The organism is Sphingobium sp. RC1 (genome assembly GCF_059738765.1).
The window spans coordinates 260,730-276,890 of the sequence record NZ_AP027309.1 but is presented as its reverse complement, the minus strand read 5'-3'; the positions used below and the strand labels follow the sequence as shown (position 1 = coordinate 276,890).

Here is a 16,161-nt window from a genome sequence, read left to right as displayed (position 1 = left end):
GAGCGGCAGCGGACGATACTCCCCGCTCGATACCTTGTTCAGACCTTGCCTTCCTTGAGGAACTCGACCGCATGATGGGCGGCCCGCGCGCTCAGGGCCATATAGGTCAGCGAGGGATTGACGCAGCTGCTCGATGTCATTGCCGACCCGTCGGTGATGAACAGGTTTTTCACATCATGGGTCTGGTTGTATTTGTTGAGCACCGAAGTCTTGGGGTCCTTGCCCATGCGAGCCGTGCCCATCTCGTGAATGCCAAGGCCCGGCGCGCCCGGTTGGTCTATCGCTGCGACGACCATGCCGCCGGCTGCTTCGACCATCGCCTTGCCGTCCTCGATGATCTGCTTGGCCATCGCCCGCTCATTGTCGCCGATCGCACAGTCGACATGGACGATTGGAATCCCCCACTGATCCTTCTGGGCGGTAAGGGTGACGCGGTTCTCGGGGTTGGGCAGCATCTCGCCGAACCCCGAAATAAAGGTCACCCACGAGCCGAGCTTACGGGCGCGCTCCTTTAAATCCACGCCGACGCCCGGGATGGAGAGCGCGGCGGTGCGCCAACCCGTGCGCGATACGCCACCCTGATAGCCATAGCCGCGCACGAACCCGACACCGTCTTCGGTCACATTGCGAAAGCGCGGAATGTAGAGGCCGGTTGGTCGGCGGCCGCGGTAATAGGTGTTCGGACCGTTCGGCATGATGCCGACAACCGCCAAGCCGTAAAGATGGTCCATCAGGTTGCGCCCGACTTGGTCCGAGCTGTTGGCCAGGCCATTGGGCATTGCTTCCGACTTCGAATTCAGCAGGATTTGCGCCGTGCCGATCGTCGAGGCGTTGGAGAAGATTATCTTCGCCTCGTAGGTGGTCGGCTTCTTCGTGTTCTGGTCAATTACGCGCACGCCGGTCGCCCGGCCGGTCTTCGGATCATAGACGATCGAGTGGACGATGGCATCGGTGATGATCGTCAGGTTGCCGGTCCGATCCGCCGCCGGAAGCGACGAACTCAGGCTCGAATGATAGGCGCCAAAGCTGCACCCGCGCTCGCAGAACGATCGAACCTGACACGTGCTGCGGCCCAGTTCCTCGTGATGCGGCTGCGCCTTTGACAGGTTGGCCGTGCGGCCAGAGATGACCTTGCGCCCGGGAAATTTCGCTTCGACCGCCTGCTTGAGCATCAACTCGGCATCGTTCAGCTCGAAGGGCGGAAGGAATTTGCCGTCAGGCAATTGCGGCAGTCCTTCCTTCGACCCCGCGACGCCGATGAACTCTTCGATGTGATCGTACCAGGGCGCAAGGTCATCATAGCGGATCGGCCAGTCGCAGCCATGCCCGTCCTTCGCGTTGGCCTCGAAGTCCTGCGCACTGAGTCGGTAGGACTGGCGGCCCCACATGATGGAGCGCCCGCCCAGGTGATAGCCGCGTATCCAGTGGAACGGCTTGTCCTCCTGGAAGGTATAAGGGTGCTCGCTGTCCTTGACCCAATATTGTTTGGTCGTCTCATTGACGGCGTAGCAGTTGCGCTGGATCGGATAGTCCCGCGCCAGTTCCTCCTCGGGGATCATATTCTCGTTGGGAATGTCCCAAGGCTGCATCCAGTCGGTGTAGGAAGCGCCATGTTCCATCTTCTTGCCCCGCTCGAGGATCAGGGTCTTGAGACCACGTTCGCAGAGTTCCTTGGCGGCAATGCCGCCACTCATGCCGGAGCCGATTACGATTGCGTCGAACATTGGTGTGCGCTCCGTCAGATGAGGGCGAAGCCGCCCCAGGGGCGGGTGTCGGGGGTGATGGGAAGCGAAGGCTCCCAGGCGCCGGGATTATGCTCGTAGCGCAACTCGGTGGTGAGCGCGGCTTCCGTGGTATAATAGCCGATCACGATCAGTTCCTTGAGCTTGGCGTAGCCCGCGTCCGTGGCGCGGGGGCTGAACAAGTCCTGCACTGACTTCGGCCGCTGTTCCTTGGCGCGACCGACCTGGGGATCGACCGTGGTCGATGCCTTCCCCAACGGGACGGTGGTCGGCGGCGATGCGGCCTCCGGAGGCAAGGCCTTGAGGGCCGCCGAATCGTAGGGAACCAGGAAGGCAAGACGTTCAGCCGGCTTCAGCGCGACGAAGGATTTGCCCTTCTGCGCCTTCGCCGCCGAATCGATCCGATCGAGAGCTTCGGTCAGCGCCACGCGGCGCTCAGGCGACGCCCATGTGCCAAGCAGTGCATCGACCATCTTCGGCACGCCGACTTCGACTGCGCCTGGCGACTCTGTCTTGGGCACGATCGTATCCGCCAAGGCGGTGAGCGTCGCAAAACGAGGAGCGCTGAGTTGCGGCTTGTCAGTCTTGGTGGCAGCAGCCAGCGCCTCGACGCTTCCCGGCACCACGGCTGCGCCGACCAGCAACAGAGCCTGCTGCAGCATCGAGCGACGGTTTATGTCCATCATTGATCTTCTCCCAGGAGGCGGTGCGGAAGTCTTGCGACCTCCAAATCAAGTTGAAGGATTAACGCGCTCACGCCGCGTCCCAGCTTTCGCGGATCAGACTGAAGCCCTCAGTGTAGACTTCCGCCTCGTCCGCGAAAAAGTCGCGCCACACGCGGGTGGCGGCAGCAAGGTCGGGCACGCCCCGGCCGAACGCCTCGATCGTCAGCCAGCCGTCATAGCCGAGCGCCTTCAGTGCCGCGATCGTCGGGCGGATCGGCGCATGGCCCCGCCCCGGCGTGCCGCGATCATTCTCCGAAATGTGGATGTGGGTGAGGTTGCCCGAGGCGTGCAGCGCTCGCAACGCTGCCAACGGGTCCTTTTCCTCGATATTGGCGTGGAAGGTGTCGTAAAGCATGCCGATACCCCCCTCCCCGACGCGCTCGGCATAGGCGATCGCCTGGTCGCAGGTGTTCAGCAGATGCGCCTCGAAACGGTTGAGCGGCTCGAGACCGGGAGTGATCCCCGCTGCGCGCATGGCAGGCAGGATCTGGCGGTGTACTCCGGCGCAGCGATCGAGTTCAGCCTCGCTGGGCTTCTCTCCGGTGAAGACGCCGAGCGGCTGGAACCAGGGACCGGCAATGACCTGCCCGCCGAGCTTGTAAGAGCAATCCACCACGCGCTGAAGGTGATCCACCGCACCTTGACGGGCGGCCGCATCGGGGGAGATCGGACTGTGCGCTTCGTCGGGGATGATCGCGACGACGGTGCGCTCCAGTCCGATGTCGTCGAGCACCCCGCCCAGCCAGCTGTAGTGCGTGGGGTCCGACACATCGAACACGGGCACTTCGACGCCATCGAAGCCGGTCTTTTTCAACGCCCGCAACACGGGCAGATGCTTCTCGGTCACATGACCGGTCCAGAGCAGCAGGTTCATGCCGATCTTCATTGACCTATCCCTTGCACCTGCGTTCGACGAGCCAGATGCCCCCGAAAACGAAAAACAGTATCGCCGGGACTATGGCGATCGCCTGAAAGCTTTGCTCGGCGGCATAAGCGAGCACGCGGTTCATCTCCGCACCCGGCTGCAACGCGGCGAAGGCAGCGTCTCCGCCCGCCTTGGCCAGTTTCGCCCGGTCGTAGATCGCGCCGATCTGCGGCAGGACGAAGTAGATCGCCATAGCGCCGGCGAAGCCAACGATGCCGATCGCCCATGATCCGCCTCGCGGATAGCGCCGGGCTGACGCGGCGAGCATGGTCGGCCACATGAAGCAGACGCCGAAGGCCCAGAGCGTGGCCGCCACCAGCGCGGTCAGCGGCGAGCTGGCGATCGAAAGCAGGTAGAGCCCGATACCAGCCGGCATCGTGCAAAACCACAAAAGCCCCATGTCCGAAAACCGCCGCTCCAGCGGCCCGGCAAAATGTCGCATCACGAACATGATCGCCGAGACATAGACCAGCACCAGAATGCCCGGCATGCCGACTGTTTGGGTTAGCGCGACATCGACCCAGGATCCGGGCGCCAACTCGGCAGAAGCGGTAAGGAACATGACCGCCGGGAATATCCAGAAGCCCGGCCGCTTGAACGGCTCGGCCAGCATCTGCGTGAATGGCACGCCCATCGCGCTGCTTTCCGTCTTCGGGAACTCCTGGGTCAGCGCCCAGATACCGCACACCACCGCCGGAATCGGAATCAGCGCGATCACCGCCTGCCAGCCAAGGTCGAGCTGCTTGAACAGCAGCAGCGAGGCGAGGCCGCCAGCGACAATGCCTGCTGGCCACCATGCATGGAGCTGGTTCAGGCGGTGTGTCTTGTCGTCTGGATAAAGCGCGGCAGTGACCGGGTTGACCGAACCTTCCATCCCGCCCCAAGCGAGGCCGCAGACCACCATGCCAACATTGAGCAGGCCATATACGCCCTCAATCCCGCCCATCCGCGGGGACAGAAGGATCAGGATCGGCCCCAGGATGAAGCAGGCGCAAGAGAACAGGACGACCCGCTTGGCCCCGATCATGTCGAGCAGCGGTGAAATCACCAGCAGGCTGAGCGCAAAACCGAGAAACGAGTTACCTAGTGCCGCGGCGATCATCTCGCCGGAATGCAGCGGCACCGGCCCGTCAAGCAGAGCCGCCTTGATCGCGCCGGACGCGCCGGTTCGGATCGAAAATGACAGCGCCGCGGTGAAGACCAACAGCACGCATACCCAAAACAGGCTTTTCCGGTTGTGCCCGTCCTCTTCCATCGCCCTCTCCCGCTTGTTTTTATTGTTCAGTTCAGGCCGAGAATGTCGCGGATCAGCCCATCATCGACTCCACCGCCAGCGAAGTCATCGAAGGCCTTGTCAGCCTTTCGGAACATATGTCGGGCGATGAACGGCGCGCCCTCGGTCGCGCCCTGCTCCGGGTGCTTCAATGCGCATTCCCATTCCAGCACGGCCCAACCGTCATAGCCGTACTGGATCAGCTTGGAGAAGATGGCGCTGAAGTCGATCTGCCCGTCGCCCAGCGACCGGAAGCGGCCCGGCCGCTCGACCCAACCCGAGTAGGAGCCGTAAACCCCGGCGCGGCCGGTCGGACGGAACTCGGCGTCCTTGACATGGAAGGCCTTGATCCGCTCATGGTAGATGTCGATAAACGCCAGATAGTCCATCTGCTGCAGCACCATGTGCGACGGATCGTAGAGGATGTTCGCGCGCGGATGCTGGTCGACTGCGTCGAGAAACCGTTCGAAGGTCACACCATCGTGCAGATCCTCGCCGGGGTGCAGTTCGTAGCAGACGTTGACCCCGTTTTCGTCAAAGCGATCGAGGATCGGTTTCCAGCGGCGGCCAAGTTCCGCGAAGCCCTCCTCCACCAGCCCGGCGGGGCGCTGCGGCCAGGGATAGACCGTGTGCCACAGCAACGCGCCCGAGAAGGTCGCATGGGCGGTACAGCCGAAGCGGCGGCTCGCCTTGGCGGCAAGGTTCAACTGCTCCACCGCCCAGTCTGTGCGAGCCGCAACATTGCCGCGCAAATGCGGGGGCGCGAAACCGTCGAACAGCGTGTCATAGGCAGGATTGCTGGCGACCAGCTGGCCCTGCAAATGGGTCGAAAGCTCGGTCACTTCGACGCCGTTCGCCGCGCAGACGCCCTTGACCTCATCGACATAGTCCTGGCTTTCGGCCGCCTTTTCCAGATCGAACAGCCGCGCGTCCCAGGTGGGAATCTGCACGCCCTTGTAGCCGAGCGACCCGGCCCATTTGGTGATCGCATCGAGCGAGTTGAACGGCGCTTCGTCACCCGCAAACTGGGTGAGGAAGATAGCGGGACCCTTCATCATTTTACTCTCCTAAAGATCGACCCAGACCGCGCCGCGTCGGCTGGATTCGAGCGCGGCTGCGATGAACCGCATGCCCGCGAGGGTGTCCTCCATGGTGGCATAACCAGGCTCCCCGACCGGCGCGGCGGCGCCCCGGATCTGCTCGCCGAAACTGCGATAGATGTTGGCGAAGGCTTCCAGATAGCCTTCGGGATGACCCGCCGGAGTGCGCTGGATCGCCAGGACTTCGGGCGAAAGGTAAGCGCGGTTGGCACCCGCGTGCCAGATTTCGGTTGGCTTGTCCCGATAGCCGATCCGCAGGGTGTTGGGCTCTTCCTGCCGCCAGTGGAAGCCCGCATGCTCACAGTAGATGTCGATGGCGAGATCGTTGATATCGCCCACGCAGATCTGGCTGGCGGTCAGCGTACCCTTGCCGCCTCCCGAAAGCCGGAACAGCGCGGCGCCGTCGTCATCGATCGCACGGCCGGGCAGCATGGTCAGCTCGGCGCAAATCCCGGTGATCCGCTCGGCGGTGATGAATTCGACGAGGTTGGCGGCATGGGTGCCGATGTCCCCGAACGCGCCCGCGTCGCCCGATTGTTTGGGATCGACGCGCCAGGCGGCCTGCTTATTACCTTCAAGGTCGGAAGCGCGACTCAGCCAGTCCTGCATATATTTGACCGCGACACGCCGCACCGGGCCGAACTGACCACCCCGGACCAGTTCGCGCGCCTGCTTCACCAGCGGATAGCCGGTATAGGTGTGGGTCACCGCGATCTGGCGGCCAGTTCGCGCGGCGGCGTCAGCGATGGATTTGGCGTTTTCCATCGTGTCGGCCAGCGGCTTGTCAATGATCACGTCGAAGCCCGCTTCCATGGCCGCCACGGCAGGCGCGGCATGCATGTGATTGGGGGTGACGATCGCCACCGCCTCGATCCGCTCACCTTCCGGTAGCGCCGCTTCGCGCTCAAGCATTTCGGCCCACGATCCATAGGTCCGGGCCGGATCTACGCCGATCTCGGCGCCCGAAGCCCTCGATTTCTCCGGCGTCGATGAGAAAGCCCCGGCGACGAGCTGCCAGTTTCCGGCAATCGCCGCAGCGGTGCGGTGGATGCCGCCGATGAAGGCGCCCTGCCCGCCACCGATCATGCCATAACGAACAGGCTTCACTTGGGCGTCTCCGTGGCTGGCGCCGGTGCGGCACATTCCCGGCCGTGCAGCGACCAGTCCACCGCCTCGGTCAGCATCCCGCGATAGAGCGGTTCGGCATAGGCGCTCGCTTGGTGACCCAGACCCGAATAGAGTACCCGCCCCTTGCCGACGCAGTGCCACCAGGCGATCGGGTGGTCGGCGCCCATGGCCAGATCCTTGCCGAACATCTTGTGGTTGGCGAAAGAGCTCTCGTCCAGGGTCAACAGAACATGATAGCCGGGCTGACGGGTGGGCTTGTCGAACGAATACCATTCGTCCGTGCGCTTCCAGCTTGCGGGCAGACCTCTGGTGGCGGGATGGGTGCGGTCCTCGACCTTGACGGTTGCTTCCTGGAACTGCGGGTTCATTGGATGGCCGATGAACTGCGCCCCGATCACGTCCTTCAGATACCAGGTCCAATCACGGGACGAGTCGTCGCCAGCAGCATGTATGCCAACGAAGCCGCCGCCATTCTCGATAAAGGCCTTGAACGCCTTGCGCTGATCGGGCGTGAAGACATCGCCGCTCACATTGTTGAACACCACCGCATCGAACCGCGACAGGATAGCCGGGCTGAAGGTCGCGCCATTCTCGGTCTGGAAGTAGCCCCAGCCCTTCTGTTTCGCGACCGCGGCGAACATGGCATTGGCGGCGGGGATCGCCTCTTCGTGGCGGAAACCGTTGGTCTTGGAGAAGACTAGGATCGCCGGGCGCTTGACCTCGGCCGGCAGCTGCGGGGGGACGGCCTCGTATACATGTACTCCGCCCAACGCGGTGCGCTGGATCAAATCCCAGTTCCACGCAACCAGTGCGGCAACAACCACCACCAGCGCGACAAGAGCCCACAGGACCCACTTCAAGGCCTTCCGCAACATTCTGCCCTCCCACGTCGGCAAGCCGACGTCCAATAATCTTATTTCTTGGTTTCGAGATATTTGATCAGTGCCGCACGCTGAGCCGCGTCAGGCACTGAGACGGCCATGCGGGTTCCAGGCACCATCCGCATGGGTGCGCTGAGGTAACGATCCAGATTAGGCTTGGTCCACGTCAGGTTCGACGCTTTGAGCGCTGCTGAATAATTGAACTGGGTAGACGCCGCCTTGCGCCCGACCACGCCCGACAAGCCGGGAGCCAAGGGCTTGGGCTGGCTCGGCACGACCGAATGGCACATCGAACAGCGCTGGCGGAACAGCAAGTCGCCATCCGGACCAGCGGGCGCAGCTTGCAATGGCTGAAGGCTGGCGAATGCGCCCACGAATGTTGCAAAAAAGGCGGACTGTACAAATAGCTTACGGCTCACTGGGCGTTTTCCACTTTGTGATCGGCCCTCGACAAGGTTTAGCTTAGCCGATGATGATGTCTAATTGAACGACAAAGTTCGTTTACCTGTGCGATTATTTCCATTGCCTGGTCCATCAAAACCGGTTCACGAGATTTTCGCACCATTCCTGCCGCCCGGATCGAAGCTCAGGCCCGCGGTTGCTTTGCACGGCCATGTCGGCAACCGAGGCAAGCGTCGCTCCAGGTGCGTGGATCGCCGCGCCCATCTCGCCGCGCCAGCCGGCATAACGCTCCTGCCGGAAGGCGTCGAGTTGGCCGTCCTCGATGATCGCAGCGGCGCGCAACAGGGCGCGCGCGATCGTGTCGATGCCGCCGATATGCCCGTGGAACAGGTCCGCCGCATCGATCGACTGGCGGCGCACCTTGGCATCGAAATTGAAACCGCCGGTGGTGAATCCGCCTGCTCGGATGATCTCGATCATCGCCAGCGTCAGCTCCTCAACCGAGTTGGGAAATTGGTCGGTGTCCCAACCATTTTGCGGATCGCCACGGTTGGCGTCGATCGAGCCGAACACGCCCAATGCGCGCGCCATGGCGATCTCATGTTCGAAGCTATGGCCCGAAAGCGTTGCGTGGTTCGCCTCGATATTGACCTTGACCTCTTTTTCCAGACCATAGCGCTGGAGGAAAGCAAAGACGGTCTGGGTGTCGAAGTCGTACTGATGCTTGGTCGGCTCGTGCGGCTTGGGCTCGATCAGGATGGCGCCGGTGAAGCCGATACGGTGCTTGTGATCGACGACCAGATTGAGGAAGCGGCCGAAATTGTCCTGCTCGATACCGATCTCGGTGTTCAGGATCGTATCATAGCCTTCGCGCCCGCCCCACAGCACATAATTTTGCCCGCCCAGCCGATGGGTCGCCTCGAGGCAGTCGCGCACCTGCATGGCGGCCCAGGCATAGACTTCGGGATCGGGATTGGTCGCCGCCCCGGCCATGTAACGCGGGTGGCTGAACAAGTTTGCCGTGCCCCACAGAAGCTTGCGGCCGTGCCGACCCTGTAGTTCCTCAAGGTGATCGACCGCTTCGGCGAAGCTCCTGCGGAAACCGGCGGCATCCTCGGCCTCGGCCATCACGTCTATATCGTGGAAGCAGTAGAACGGCACGTCCAGCTTTTCGACGAAGGCCAGCGCCGCGTCGCGCTTGGACCGGGCGCTGGCCGCGTCGTTGGCGCCAGCATGCCAGGGCCGACGGAAGGTTCCGCCGCCGAATACATCACTGCCCGGCCAGCAGAAGGTGTGCCAGAAGCACACGGCAAAGCGCAGATGCTCCTCCATCCGCTTGCCCATGACCAGCCGGTCCTTGTCGTACCAGCGATAGGCGAGTTCGCTGGTGCTGTCGGGTCCTTCGTAGCGGATGGTGTCGAATGGGGAAAAATAGTCAGCGGACAAAAGAATTACTCCTGAATCTGGCGAATGAGCGGATAGGCCGCACGAAAACGATCAAGCTTGGGTGCAAGCCGGTCGGCGAGAATGGGATCGGGTTCGATGACATGGCGCACTGGCGGCCGCACGCAAACCTCCGCGGCGGGCGCGCCGGTGATGGCGATCTGCGCCAGCTTGGCCGCGCCAAGCGCAGGGCCGACCTCTCCGCCCTCGATATAGACCAGCGGCGTATCGAGCACCGCAGCGAAGATCTGGCCCCAATGCCGCGACCGAGCGCCACCGCCGATGACGCAGAGCGAGGACAGCTTGGTGCCTGCCTCGCGCAAGGCGGCGAGGCCATCGGCATGGGCGAACGCCACGCCTTCAAGCACCGCAGCGGCAAGCCTGCCAGGGGAGCTTTCGCTGCCGAGGGACAGGAACGCGCCGCGCACGTGCGGATCGTTATACGGCGTGCGCTCGCCGGTCAGGTAGGGCAGGAACAGTTCGGGTCCGGAGGAGACACCTTCACCTTCGGCCAGGGCAAACACCTCCGCCGGCCCGGCCGTGCCCATCAGCCTCGCGGCCCAGTCGATGCAGGAAGCGGCGGAGAGGTGAACGGCCATCTGGTGCCAAGTCTCGGGTAAGGCATGGCAGAAAGCGTGCATGGCGCGAGCCGGGTTGGGACGGAAATCGCGGGTGGCGACGAAGAGGACGCCAGACGTGCCGAGCGAAAGCAGCGCATCGCCTTCTCCCATCACGCCGACGCCGACTGCGCCGGCGGCATTATCTCCCCCTCCGGCTGCCACCGGCACCCGTCCCATGCCCCAGCGGGCGGCGACATCAGCTCGTAGGCTTCCGGTGACGTCGCTGCCTTCGTAGAGGGTCGGCATATGGCTTTCGGAGAGCCCGGTCGCCGCGAGCATCTCTTTGCTCCAGGTCCGCGCACCGACATCCAGCCACAGGGTTCCGGCGCTGTCTGACATGTCCGACGCCTTGTCGCCGGTCATGCGCAGGCGCAGATAATCCTTTGGCAGCAGCACGCTGCGCGTCGCCGCGAAGGTCGCGGGCTCATGATTGCGGACCCATTGCAGCTTGGGCGCGGTAAAGCCGGGCATGGCGAGATTGCCGGTGATCGCACGCGAGCGCGATTCGGCGGCTTCCAACTCAGCGCATTCGGCAAAGCTGCGGCCGTCGTTCCATAATATAGCAGGACGCAAGGGCCGGTCGTCATCGCCCAGCAGAGTAGCGCCGTGCATCTGACCAGCCAGGCCCACTCCCTGCACGCCCGCGCGCAAGTCAGGATCAAGCGCCAGGATCGCGATGTCGGTCGCTTCCCACCAATCCTCGGGATTCTGTTCAGACCATAGGGCAGAGGGACGCGAAACTGTTAGCGGCGCGGATTCCTGCGCGACGACTGTGCCGTCGGCGTCCACGATCACGGCTTTCACGCCCGACGTGCCGAGATCAATACCCAAAAACACGATTCGCCTGCTCTCCCAAGATGGCTATTTAGCGCTAACATGGATTTTGGTGCAACCCGCTTGCGCAATTCGCGTCAAATGGTGAATAGCGTTACGGCAATGGTTCAGCGTCCCCACACACCAAAACAACGTGCTCCGCGGCGTAGCCGAAGCAGTATAACCATCGCGGACGTCGCCAGCGCCGCCGGTGTGTCTGCGATGACCGTATCCCGAGTGATCAACAACGAACCAAAGGTCACCGCCAGGACGAAACAGCTCGTCGAAAGAGTTGTTGCGCAACTGGGCTATGTTCCCAATCCGGCCGCCAGAAGCCTTGCTGGCGGCCGCCAATGCCGGATCGCCCTGCTGCATAGCAATCCGAGCGCGGCCTATCTGAGCGAATTTCTTGTGGGCAGCCTGGAGGGAGCCAGCCAAAGTGGCGCGCAATTGATCGTCGAACATTGCGGTCCTGGCACTGATGCCAGCTCGATCATGGCCACCCTGGCGGCCCATCGTGTTGATGCGGTGTTGTTTACGCCACCGCTTAGCGACGACGCCGCGCTGCTGGAATTACTTCGCAAAAGTGGCCAGCCGTTCGCCCAGATCGCCACCGGATCGCCGGATCCGCAGGCCCTGTCGGTGACGATAGACGATGAGGCCGCTGCCTATACCATGACGTCTCGCCTGATCGAACAAGGGCACCGCCGCATTGGCTTCATCGGGGGCGAACCCAATCAGGCCTCCAGCACCCTGCGTCTCAACGGCTATCGCCGCGCGCTCAGGGACGCGAACTTGGCCGATGACGAGGCGATGATCGTCGGCGGCGACTTTACCTACCGGTCGGGGATGAAGGCAGCGGAGGCGTTATTGGCCCTAAAGCCTCGGCCCACGGCCATCTTCGCCAGTAACGACGACATGGCTGCGGCTGCGGTTGCGGTCGCGCATCGGTTAAAGCTCGACGTACCCAACGACCTGTCGGTCTGCGGCTTTGACGACACATCGATCGCAACGACGATCTGGCCTGAACTTACCACGATTCGCCAACCCGTTGTCGAAATGGCGAAACAGGGCATGCGCATGCTGATCGAGGGCATCCACTCTACCTTGGCGGGCGAGGCCGTTGAGCCCTGCAATCGACAACTTCCCTATGAGCTCATAGTTCGCGCCAGCGATGCGCCGCCGCACTCAATCATCAAGGGTTGAGGATAGCGGCGCTGCTTCGCTTTCTCGGGTTTGCGCATCTCATCCTCAGAGAGCGGTGCGGTGATCTTTCAGAGTTGCTCCACCTTTAACTCTACGCTTCCCATAAAGACTTCGCCCGGAGAGATATAACGGAGGCCCGTTTCCGTCCCGTCGTCCATATTCACTGCATTGGTCATGTGGCTGACCGGCTCGACGCAGAAATAATCCATGCCTGCCGGCGAATAGACGACCGTGTGTGGCAGAGTTGCCGATGGCGCGATTTTCAGCGCCAAACGGCGTGACGGCCACTCGATCCGAAGGCCGCCGTGACGGTTCGTGTAAAGAGTATCGACGGCCCGGCAGCCGACCGGCGAGCCGTGCCACCAATCTTGTGGCGTGGGGCTAATCTCCTGTGCGAGCGGCAGGCCAGTCGGATCATTGCGCCATTCGCCGCGATGCAGCCCATGATAGAGCGTGTCTGCCTGTCGCGGAAAATAGGGGTGGAAGCCCAAGCCCGCAGGCATGGGATCATGGCCGAGGTTAATGACTGAGAGGCTCATTTCCAGGCCATCATCGTAAAGGTCCAGTCGCTGTTCCGCTACGTAGGGCCAAGGCCACTCACCTCCAGCATAGCGATGCTCCAGCACTGCGTGGCGCTCATCCAGTGCAATCACATCCCACTGCGCAAGCCAGCCGAAACCATGAAGTGGGTGGGGATGATCTGTGCCGGGAAAATTCGGAGCGAGTACCACTTCGCGCCCTGCGGCCATGAACCGTCCCAAAGCTACGCGGTTGGAGAATGGAACGAGCGGGAAGCTCGCGACGTCCAATATGCCGGGGCCGGTCGCAGGCCGAAAAATGGGCATCCCGCGCCAGTCGAAGCGCAGCACGGAACCGCCGCGCTCCGGCGACAAGTCCAGGCGGGAGTCGCCTGCGATCAGAGTTGGCATAGGACACGCTTCATTTTATTTTCAAACCATTGCTTCTACTGGAGCACGGTGTGGGCAAGTGAATTGATACGGCAAGGCCTGCAAAGAAGCGGTGTTCGGATCAGGATTAGCGCTAACAGTCGAGATCTTCAAGAGGTTTGCTACACCGGCCAAGTCCTGGGAAAGCCCAGGCAGAGCCGGAGTCGCAGCCAAGATGGGCGCAAGCGATTGCGAAAATCAGACGTCCATCCCACAGACGCTACTTGACCTTGAGCGGCAGCCCGGCATGTTAGCGATCCCATTGGAGGGGCACAGGGTAAATGCAAACAACAGCAGGAGGGGGCACCAACCTTGCCCTGATCGGCCGCATAGTGGCGGTGGCCACTATCGGCGGCTTCATGTTCGGCTACGATTCCGGAGCCATCAACGGCACTCAGGACGGGCTTAGGCAGACTTTCCATCTCACCGAGGCGCAACTGGGTCTCACGGTCAGCGCGCTGCTGCCGGGCTGTGCGCTGGGCGCCTTCCTGGCAGGGCGATTCGCGGATGTCTGGGGCCGCCGGACGGTGATGATGGCTGCAGCACTCCTGTTCATCATCAGCGCGGGCGGGTCCGGCGCGGCGACGTCTGCCGTCATCCTCGCGCTCGCCCGCTTCTTTGCAGGAATGGCCGTGGGCGCGGCCAGCGTACTGTCGCCAGCCTATATCAGCGAGGTGACGCCCTCCCACGTACGGGGGCGGCTTTCCAGCATTCAGCAAGTGATGATCATCAGCGGCCTGACCGGCGCCTTCCTCGCCAACTATTATCTGGCGCAGGCAGCGGGGTCGTCCCTGGGAACCGGATGGGGTGGACAGGCCGCTTGGCGCTGGATGTTCTGGGTGCAGGCGCTGCCCGCCGTGCTGTTCTTCTTCGCGCTGCTCGGCATTCCCGAGAGTCCCCGCTTCCTGATGGCGAAGGGCCGCAAGGAGGAGGCGCTTCAGGTGCTGTCGCGGCTACTCGGTCCACAAACCGCCGCGACCAAGCTCGGCGAGATAGATGCGTCCCTCTCCCACGATCACCAGCCGAGCCTCGCAGACCTTCGCAAACCGGGCGGTGGGTGGCGCAAGATCGTCTGGGTCGGGATCGGCTTGGCGGTGTTCCAACAACTGGTCGGCATCAACGTGGTCTTCTACTATGGCGCCGTGCTGTGGCAGGCAGTGGGCTTCACCGAAGCCGACGCCTTGAAGATCAACATCCTGTCGGGTGTGGTCTCCATTGTCGCCTGCCTGGCCGCGATCCTGCTCGTCGATCGCTTGGGTCGGCGCCCTCTGTTGCTGATCGGGTCCGCTGGCATCACGATGACGCTCGGACTGTTGGCGTGGTGCTTCGGGCAAGGCGAACTGGTAAATGGCAGTCTCCATCTCCCGGGGGATCTCGGCTTCGTAGCGCTGATCGCGGCCAACCTCTTCGTGGTCTTCTTCAATCTCAGTTGGGGTCCGGTGATGTGGGTGATGCTCGGCGAGATGTTTCCCAACCAGATGCGAGGCTCCGCGCTGGCTGTGGCCGGTGCTGCGCAATGGCTGGCGAATTTCGTGGTCAGTTCGTCGTTCCCGTGGCTGGCTCACAATGTCGGCCTGGCCGGAACCTATGGCATGTACATGACCTTCGCGGCCATCTCACTCGTCTTCGTGGCGATGACCGTGCGCGAGACCAAAGGTATCGAGTTAGAAGCGATGGATGGGTGAGCGCAGCGCGTCGAACCTGCACGCAACTGCTGTTCCTCGCAGATGCTCTCGCGCTTCGCGAGCCAGTCCTTTTCAAAGCGGCAATCCCACATAATTTTCCGCGATAGCTGCCTGCGCCGCTCTGGAAGAGGCAATATAGTCCAGCTCGGCAACCTGCATCCGCCGGTCAAACGCATCCATTTCCGGAAAGCGGTGCATCAGCCGCGTCAGCTGCCAGGAAAATCGTTCCGCTTTCCAGATCCGCGCCAGCGCCTGCTGGGAATAGCCCGCTATCGCGTCCCCGTCCCGCCGTCGGAACCATCCGGTCAAGGCAGCCGAAAGATAGAATATATCCGACGCCGCTAGGTTCAGCCCCTTCGCTCCCGTCGGCGGCACGATATGCGCACTGTCCCCTGCCAGCATCAGCCGGCCATATTGCATCGGCTCGAATACGAAGGATCGCAGCGGCGCGATCGACTTCTCCAATGCTGGCCCGCACACCATCCGCGCACCCGCTTCAGGCCCCAGCCGCACTGCCAGCTCATCCCACAGCCGATCGTCCGGCCAATCCTCGATCCGTTCATCCAGTGACACTTGAATATAATAGCGGCTGCGCGTCCCCGATCGCATGGACGCCAGCGCAAAGCCGCGTTCATGATTGGCATAGATCAGTTCGTCATCGCACGGTGGCACATCCGCCAGGATGCCCAGCCAACCGAACGGATATATCTTCTCATAGGCGGTCGCTACGCCAGCCGGCATGGCTCGCCGCGAAGGACCGTGAAAGCCATCGCACCCGCAAATAAATTCCGCATCTATCCGCTCCTGCCGACCATCCTTGCGATAGGTCAGGTACGGCGCATCGCTGTCAACGTCATGCAATGCCACCTCATCCGCTTCGTAGACGATCTCCAGACCGCGTCCGGCCGCCGCCTCCATCAGGTCGCGGGTAATCTCCGTCTGGCCATATACCATGACCTGCCGTCCGGTCAGGCCCGCGATGTCAATGCGGATCGACCGCTCGCTACTGGCCAGGTGAAAGCCGTCATGGGGCAACCCTTCACGATGCATCCGCTCGCCAAGGCCCAGCCGGTCCATCAAGTCCGTCGTGGTCCGCTCCAGCACGCCTGCGCGGATGCGCCCCAGAACATAGCTGGGTGATGCTCGCTCCACCACGACCACCTCCAGCCCCTCCGCCCGAAGCAAATGGCCCAGCAGCAGCCCGGCAGGCCCCGCGCCTATGATGGCGACCTGTGTCTTCATGAAACCTCTCCCGCATCTGACGCCGTGCA

14 protein-coding genes are annotated in these 16,161 nt (G+C 62.6%); 2 read left to right on the top strand and 12 right to left on the bottom strand.

Annotation, left to right across the window (positions count from 1 at the left end; translation table 11 throughout):
- Positions 1–38 precede the first annotated feature (38 nt).
- The 10 genes from AC6JBC_RS17520 to xylB form a co-directional block, all read right to left on the bottom strand.
- A complete protein-coding gene (locus AC6JBC_RS17520) occupies positions 39–1,724 on the bottom strand; it encodes a GMC oxidoreductase (protein ID WP_498026733.1) in 1,686 nt (561 codons plus the stop codon).
- Positions 1,725–1,738: 14 nt separating this feature from the next.
- Entirely contained in the window at positions 1,739–2,428 is a 690-nt protein-coding gene (locus tag AC6JBC_RS17515; RefSeq protein ID WP_498026732.1) for a gluconate 2-dehydrogenase subunit 3 family protein, read from the bottom strand.
- Between the two features lie 67 nt (positions 2,429–2,495).
- Positions 2,496–3,353 (bottom strand): sugar phosphate isomerase/epimerase family protein, encoded by an 858-nt coding sequence (locus tag AC6JBC_RS17510; RefSeq protein WP_498026731.1) that lies wholly within the window; start codon positions 3,351–3,353, stop codon positions 2,496–2,498.
- Between the two features lie 4 nt (positions 3,354–3,357).
- On the bottom strand, positions 3,358–4,647 hold the full coding sequence (locus tag AC6JBC_RS17505) for an MFS transporter (protein ID WP_498026730.1): 1,290 nt from the start codon (positions 4,645–4,647) through the stop codon (positions 3,358–3,360).
- A 26-nt stretch (positions 4,648–4,673) separates the two neighbouring features.
- Positions 4,674–5,723, bottom strand: coding sequence for a sugar phosphate isomerase/epimerase family protein (locus tag AC6JBC_RS17500; protein WP_498026729.1), 1,050 nt, complete (start codon positions 5,721–5,723; stop codon positions 4,674–4,676).
- Positions 5,724–5,732: 9 nt separating this feature from the next.
- Positions 5,733–6,872, bottom strand: a complete 1,140-nt coding sequence (locus AC6JBC_RS17495) for a Gfo/Idh/MocA family protein (protein ID WP_498026728.1) — start codon at positions 6,870–6,872, stop codon at positions 5,733–5,735.
- The gene (locus AC6JBC_RS17490) at positions 6,869–7,768 is read right to left on the bottom strand and encodes a ThuA domain-containing protein (protein ID WP_498026727.1); all 900 of its coding nucleotides are present in this window, start codon (positions 7,766–7,768) and stop codon (positions 6,869–6,871) included. The genes AC6JBC_RS17495 and AC6JBC_RS17490 overlap by 4 nt, the downstream gene beginning before the upstream one ends.
- Before the next feature lie 38 nt (positions 7,769–7,806).
- The gene (locus tag AC6JBC_RS17485) at positions 7,807–8,148 is read right to left on the bottom strand and encodes a c-type cytochrome (protein WP_498026726.1); all 342 of its coding nucleotides are present in this window, start codon (positions 8,146–8,148) and stop codon (positions 7,807–7,809) included.
- A gap of 160 nt (positions 8,149–8,308) precedes the next feature.
- A complete protein-coding gene (gene xylA, locus AC6JBC_RS17480) occupies positions 8,309–9,622 on the bottom strand; it encodes a xylose isomerase (protein ID WP_498026725.1) in 1,314 nt (437 codons plus the stop codon).
- A 5-nt stretch (positions 9,623–9,627) separates the two neighbouring features.
- Positions 9,628–11,076 carry a xylulokinase gene (xylB, locus tag AC6JBC_RS17475; protein ID WP_498026724.1) on the bottom strand — a complete coding sequence of 483 codons (1,449 nt, stop codon included), beginning with the start codon at positions 11,074–11,076 and terminating at the stop codon, positions 9,628–9,630.
- A 78-nt stretch (positions 11,077–11,154) separates the two neighbouring features.
- Here xylB and AC6JBC_RS17470 point away from each other — a divergent pair, with 78 nt between their 5' ends.
- Positions 11,155–12,258 (top strand): LacI family DNA-binding transcriptional regulator, encoded by a 1,104-nt coding sequence (locus AC6JBC_RS17470; RefSeq protein WP_498026723.1) that lies wholly within the window; start codon positions 11,155–11,157, stop codon positions 12,256–12,258.
- Between the two features lie 68 nt (positions 12,259–12,326).
- On the opposite strand, the gene AC6JBC_RS17465 is transcribed toward AC6JBC_RS17470, so the two are convergent.
- The gene (locus tag AC6JBC_RS17465; protein ID WP_498026722.1) at positions 12,327–13,187 is read right to left on the bottom strand and encodes an aldose 1-epimerase; all 861 of its coding nucleotides are present in this window, start codon (positions 13,185–13,187) and stop codon (positions 12,327–12,329) included.
- A 299-nt stretch (positions 13,188–13,486) separates the two neighbouring features.
- Between AC6JBC_RS17465 and AC6JBC_RS17460 the strand changes: the two genes are divergently transcribed.
- A complete protein-coding gene (locus AC6JBC_RS17460) occupies positions 13,487–14,890 on the top strand; it encodes a sugar porter family MFS transporter (protein ID WP_498026721.1) in 1,404 nt (467 codons plus the stop codon).
- Between the two features lie 72 nt (positions 14,891–14,962).
- Here the strand turns inward: AC6JBC_RS17460 and pobA are convergent, their stop codons facing one another.
- Positions 14,963–16,132, bottom strand: coding sequence for a 4-hydroxybenzoate 3-monooxygenase (pobA, locus tag AC6JBC_RS17455; RefSeq protein WP_498026720.1), 1,170 nt, complete (start codon positions 16,130–16,132; stop codon positions 14,963–14,965).
- Positions 16,133–16,161: the final 29 nt, after the last annotated feature.

What these genes read in the sequence shown, in the direction of transcription:
- AC6JBC_RS17470 (WP_498026723.1), top strand. Translation starts at nt 11,155, where the DNA reads ATGGTGAATAGCGTTACGGCAATGGTTCAGCGTCCCCACACACCAAAA.
- AC6JBC_RS17505 (WP_498026730.1), bottom strand. Translation starts at nt 4,647, where the DNA reads ATGGAAGAGGACGGGCACAACCGGAAAAGCCTGTTTTGGGTATGCGTG.
- AC6JBC_RS17465 (WP_498026722.1), bottom strand. Translation starts at nt 13,187, where the DNA reads ATGCCAACTCTGATCGCAGGCGACTCCCGCCTGGACTTGTCGCCGGAG.
- pobA (WP_498026720.1), bottom strand. Translation starts at nt 16,132, where the DNA reads ATGAAGACACAGGTCGCCATCATAGGCGCGGGGCCTGCCGGGCTGCTG.
- AC6JBC_RS17515 (WP_498026732.1), bottom strand. Translation starts at nt 2,428, where the DNA reads ATGATGGACATAAACCGTCGCTCGATGCTGCAGCAGGCTCTGTTGCTG.
- AC6JBC_RS17520 (WP_498026733.1), bottom strand. Translation starts at nt 1,724, where the DNA reads ATGTTCGACGCAATCGTAATCGGCTCCGGCATGAGTGGCGGCATTGCC.
- AC6JBC_RS17500 (WP_498026729.1), bottom strand. Translation starts at nt 5,723, where the DNA reads ATGATGAAGGGTCCCGCTATCTTCCTCACCCAGTTTGCGGGTGACGAA.
- AC6JBC_RS17460 (WP_498026721.1), top strand. Translation starts at nt 13,487, where the DNA reads ATGCAAACAACAGCAGGAGGGGGCACCAACCTTGCCCTGATCGGCCGC.
- AC6JBC_RS17490 (WP_498026727.1), bottom strand. Translation starts at nt 7,768, where the DNA reads ATGTTGCGGAAGGCCTTGAAGTGGGTCCTGTGGGCTCTTGTCGCGCTG.
- AC6JBC_RS17510 (WP_498026731.1), bottom strand. Translation starts at nt 3,353, where the DNA reads ATGAAGATCGGCATGAACCTGCTGCTCTGGACCGGTCATGTGACCGAG.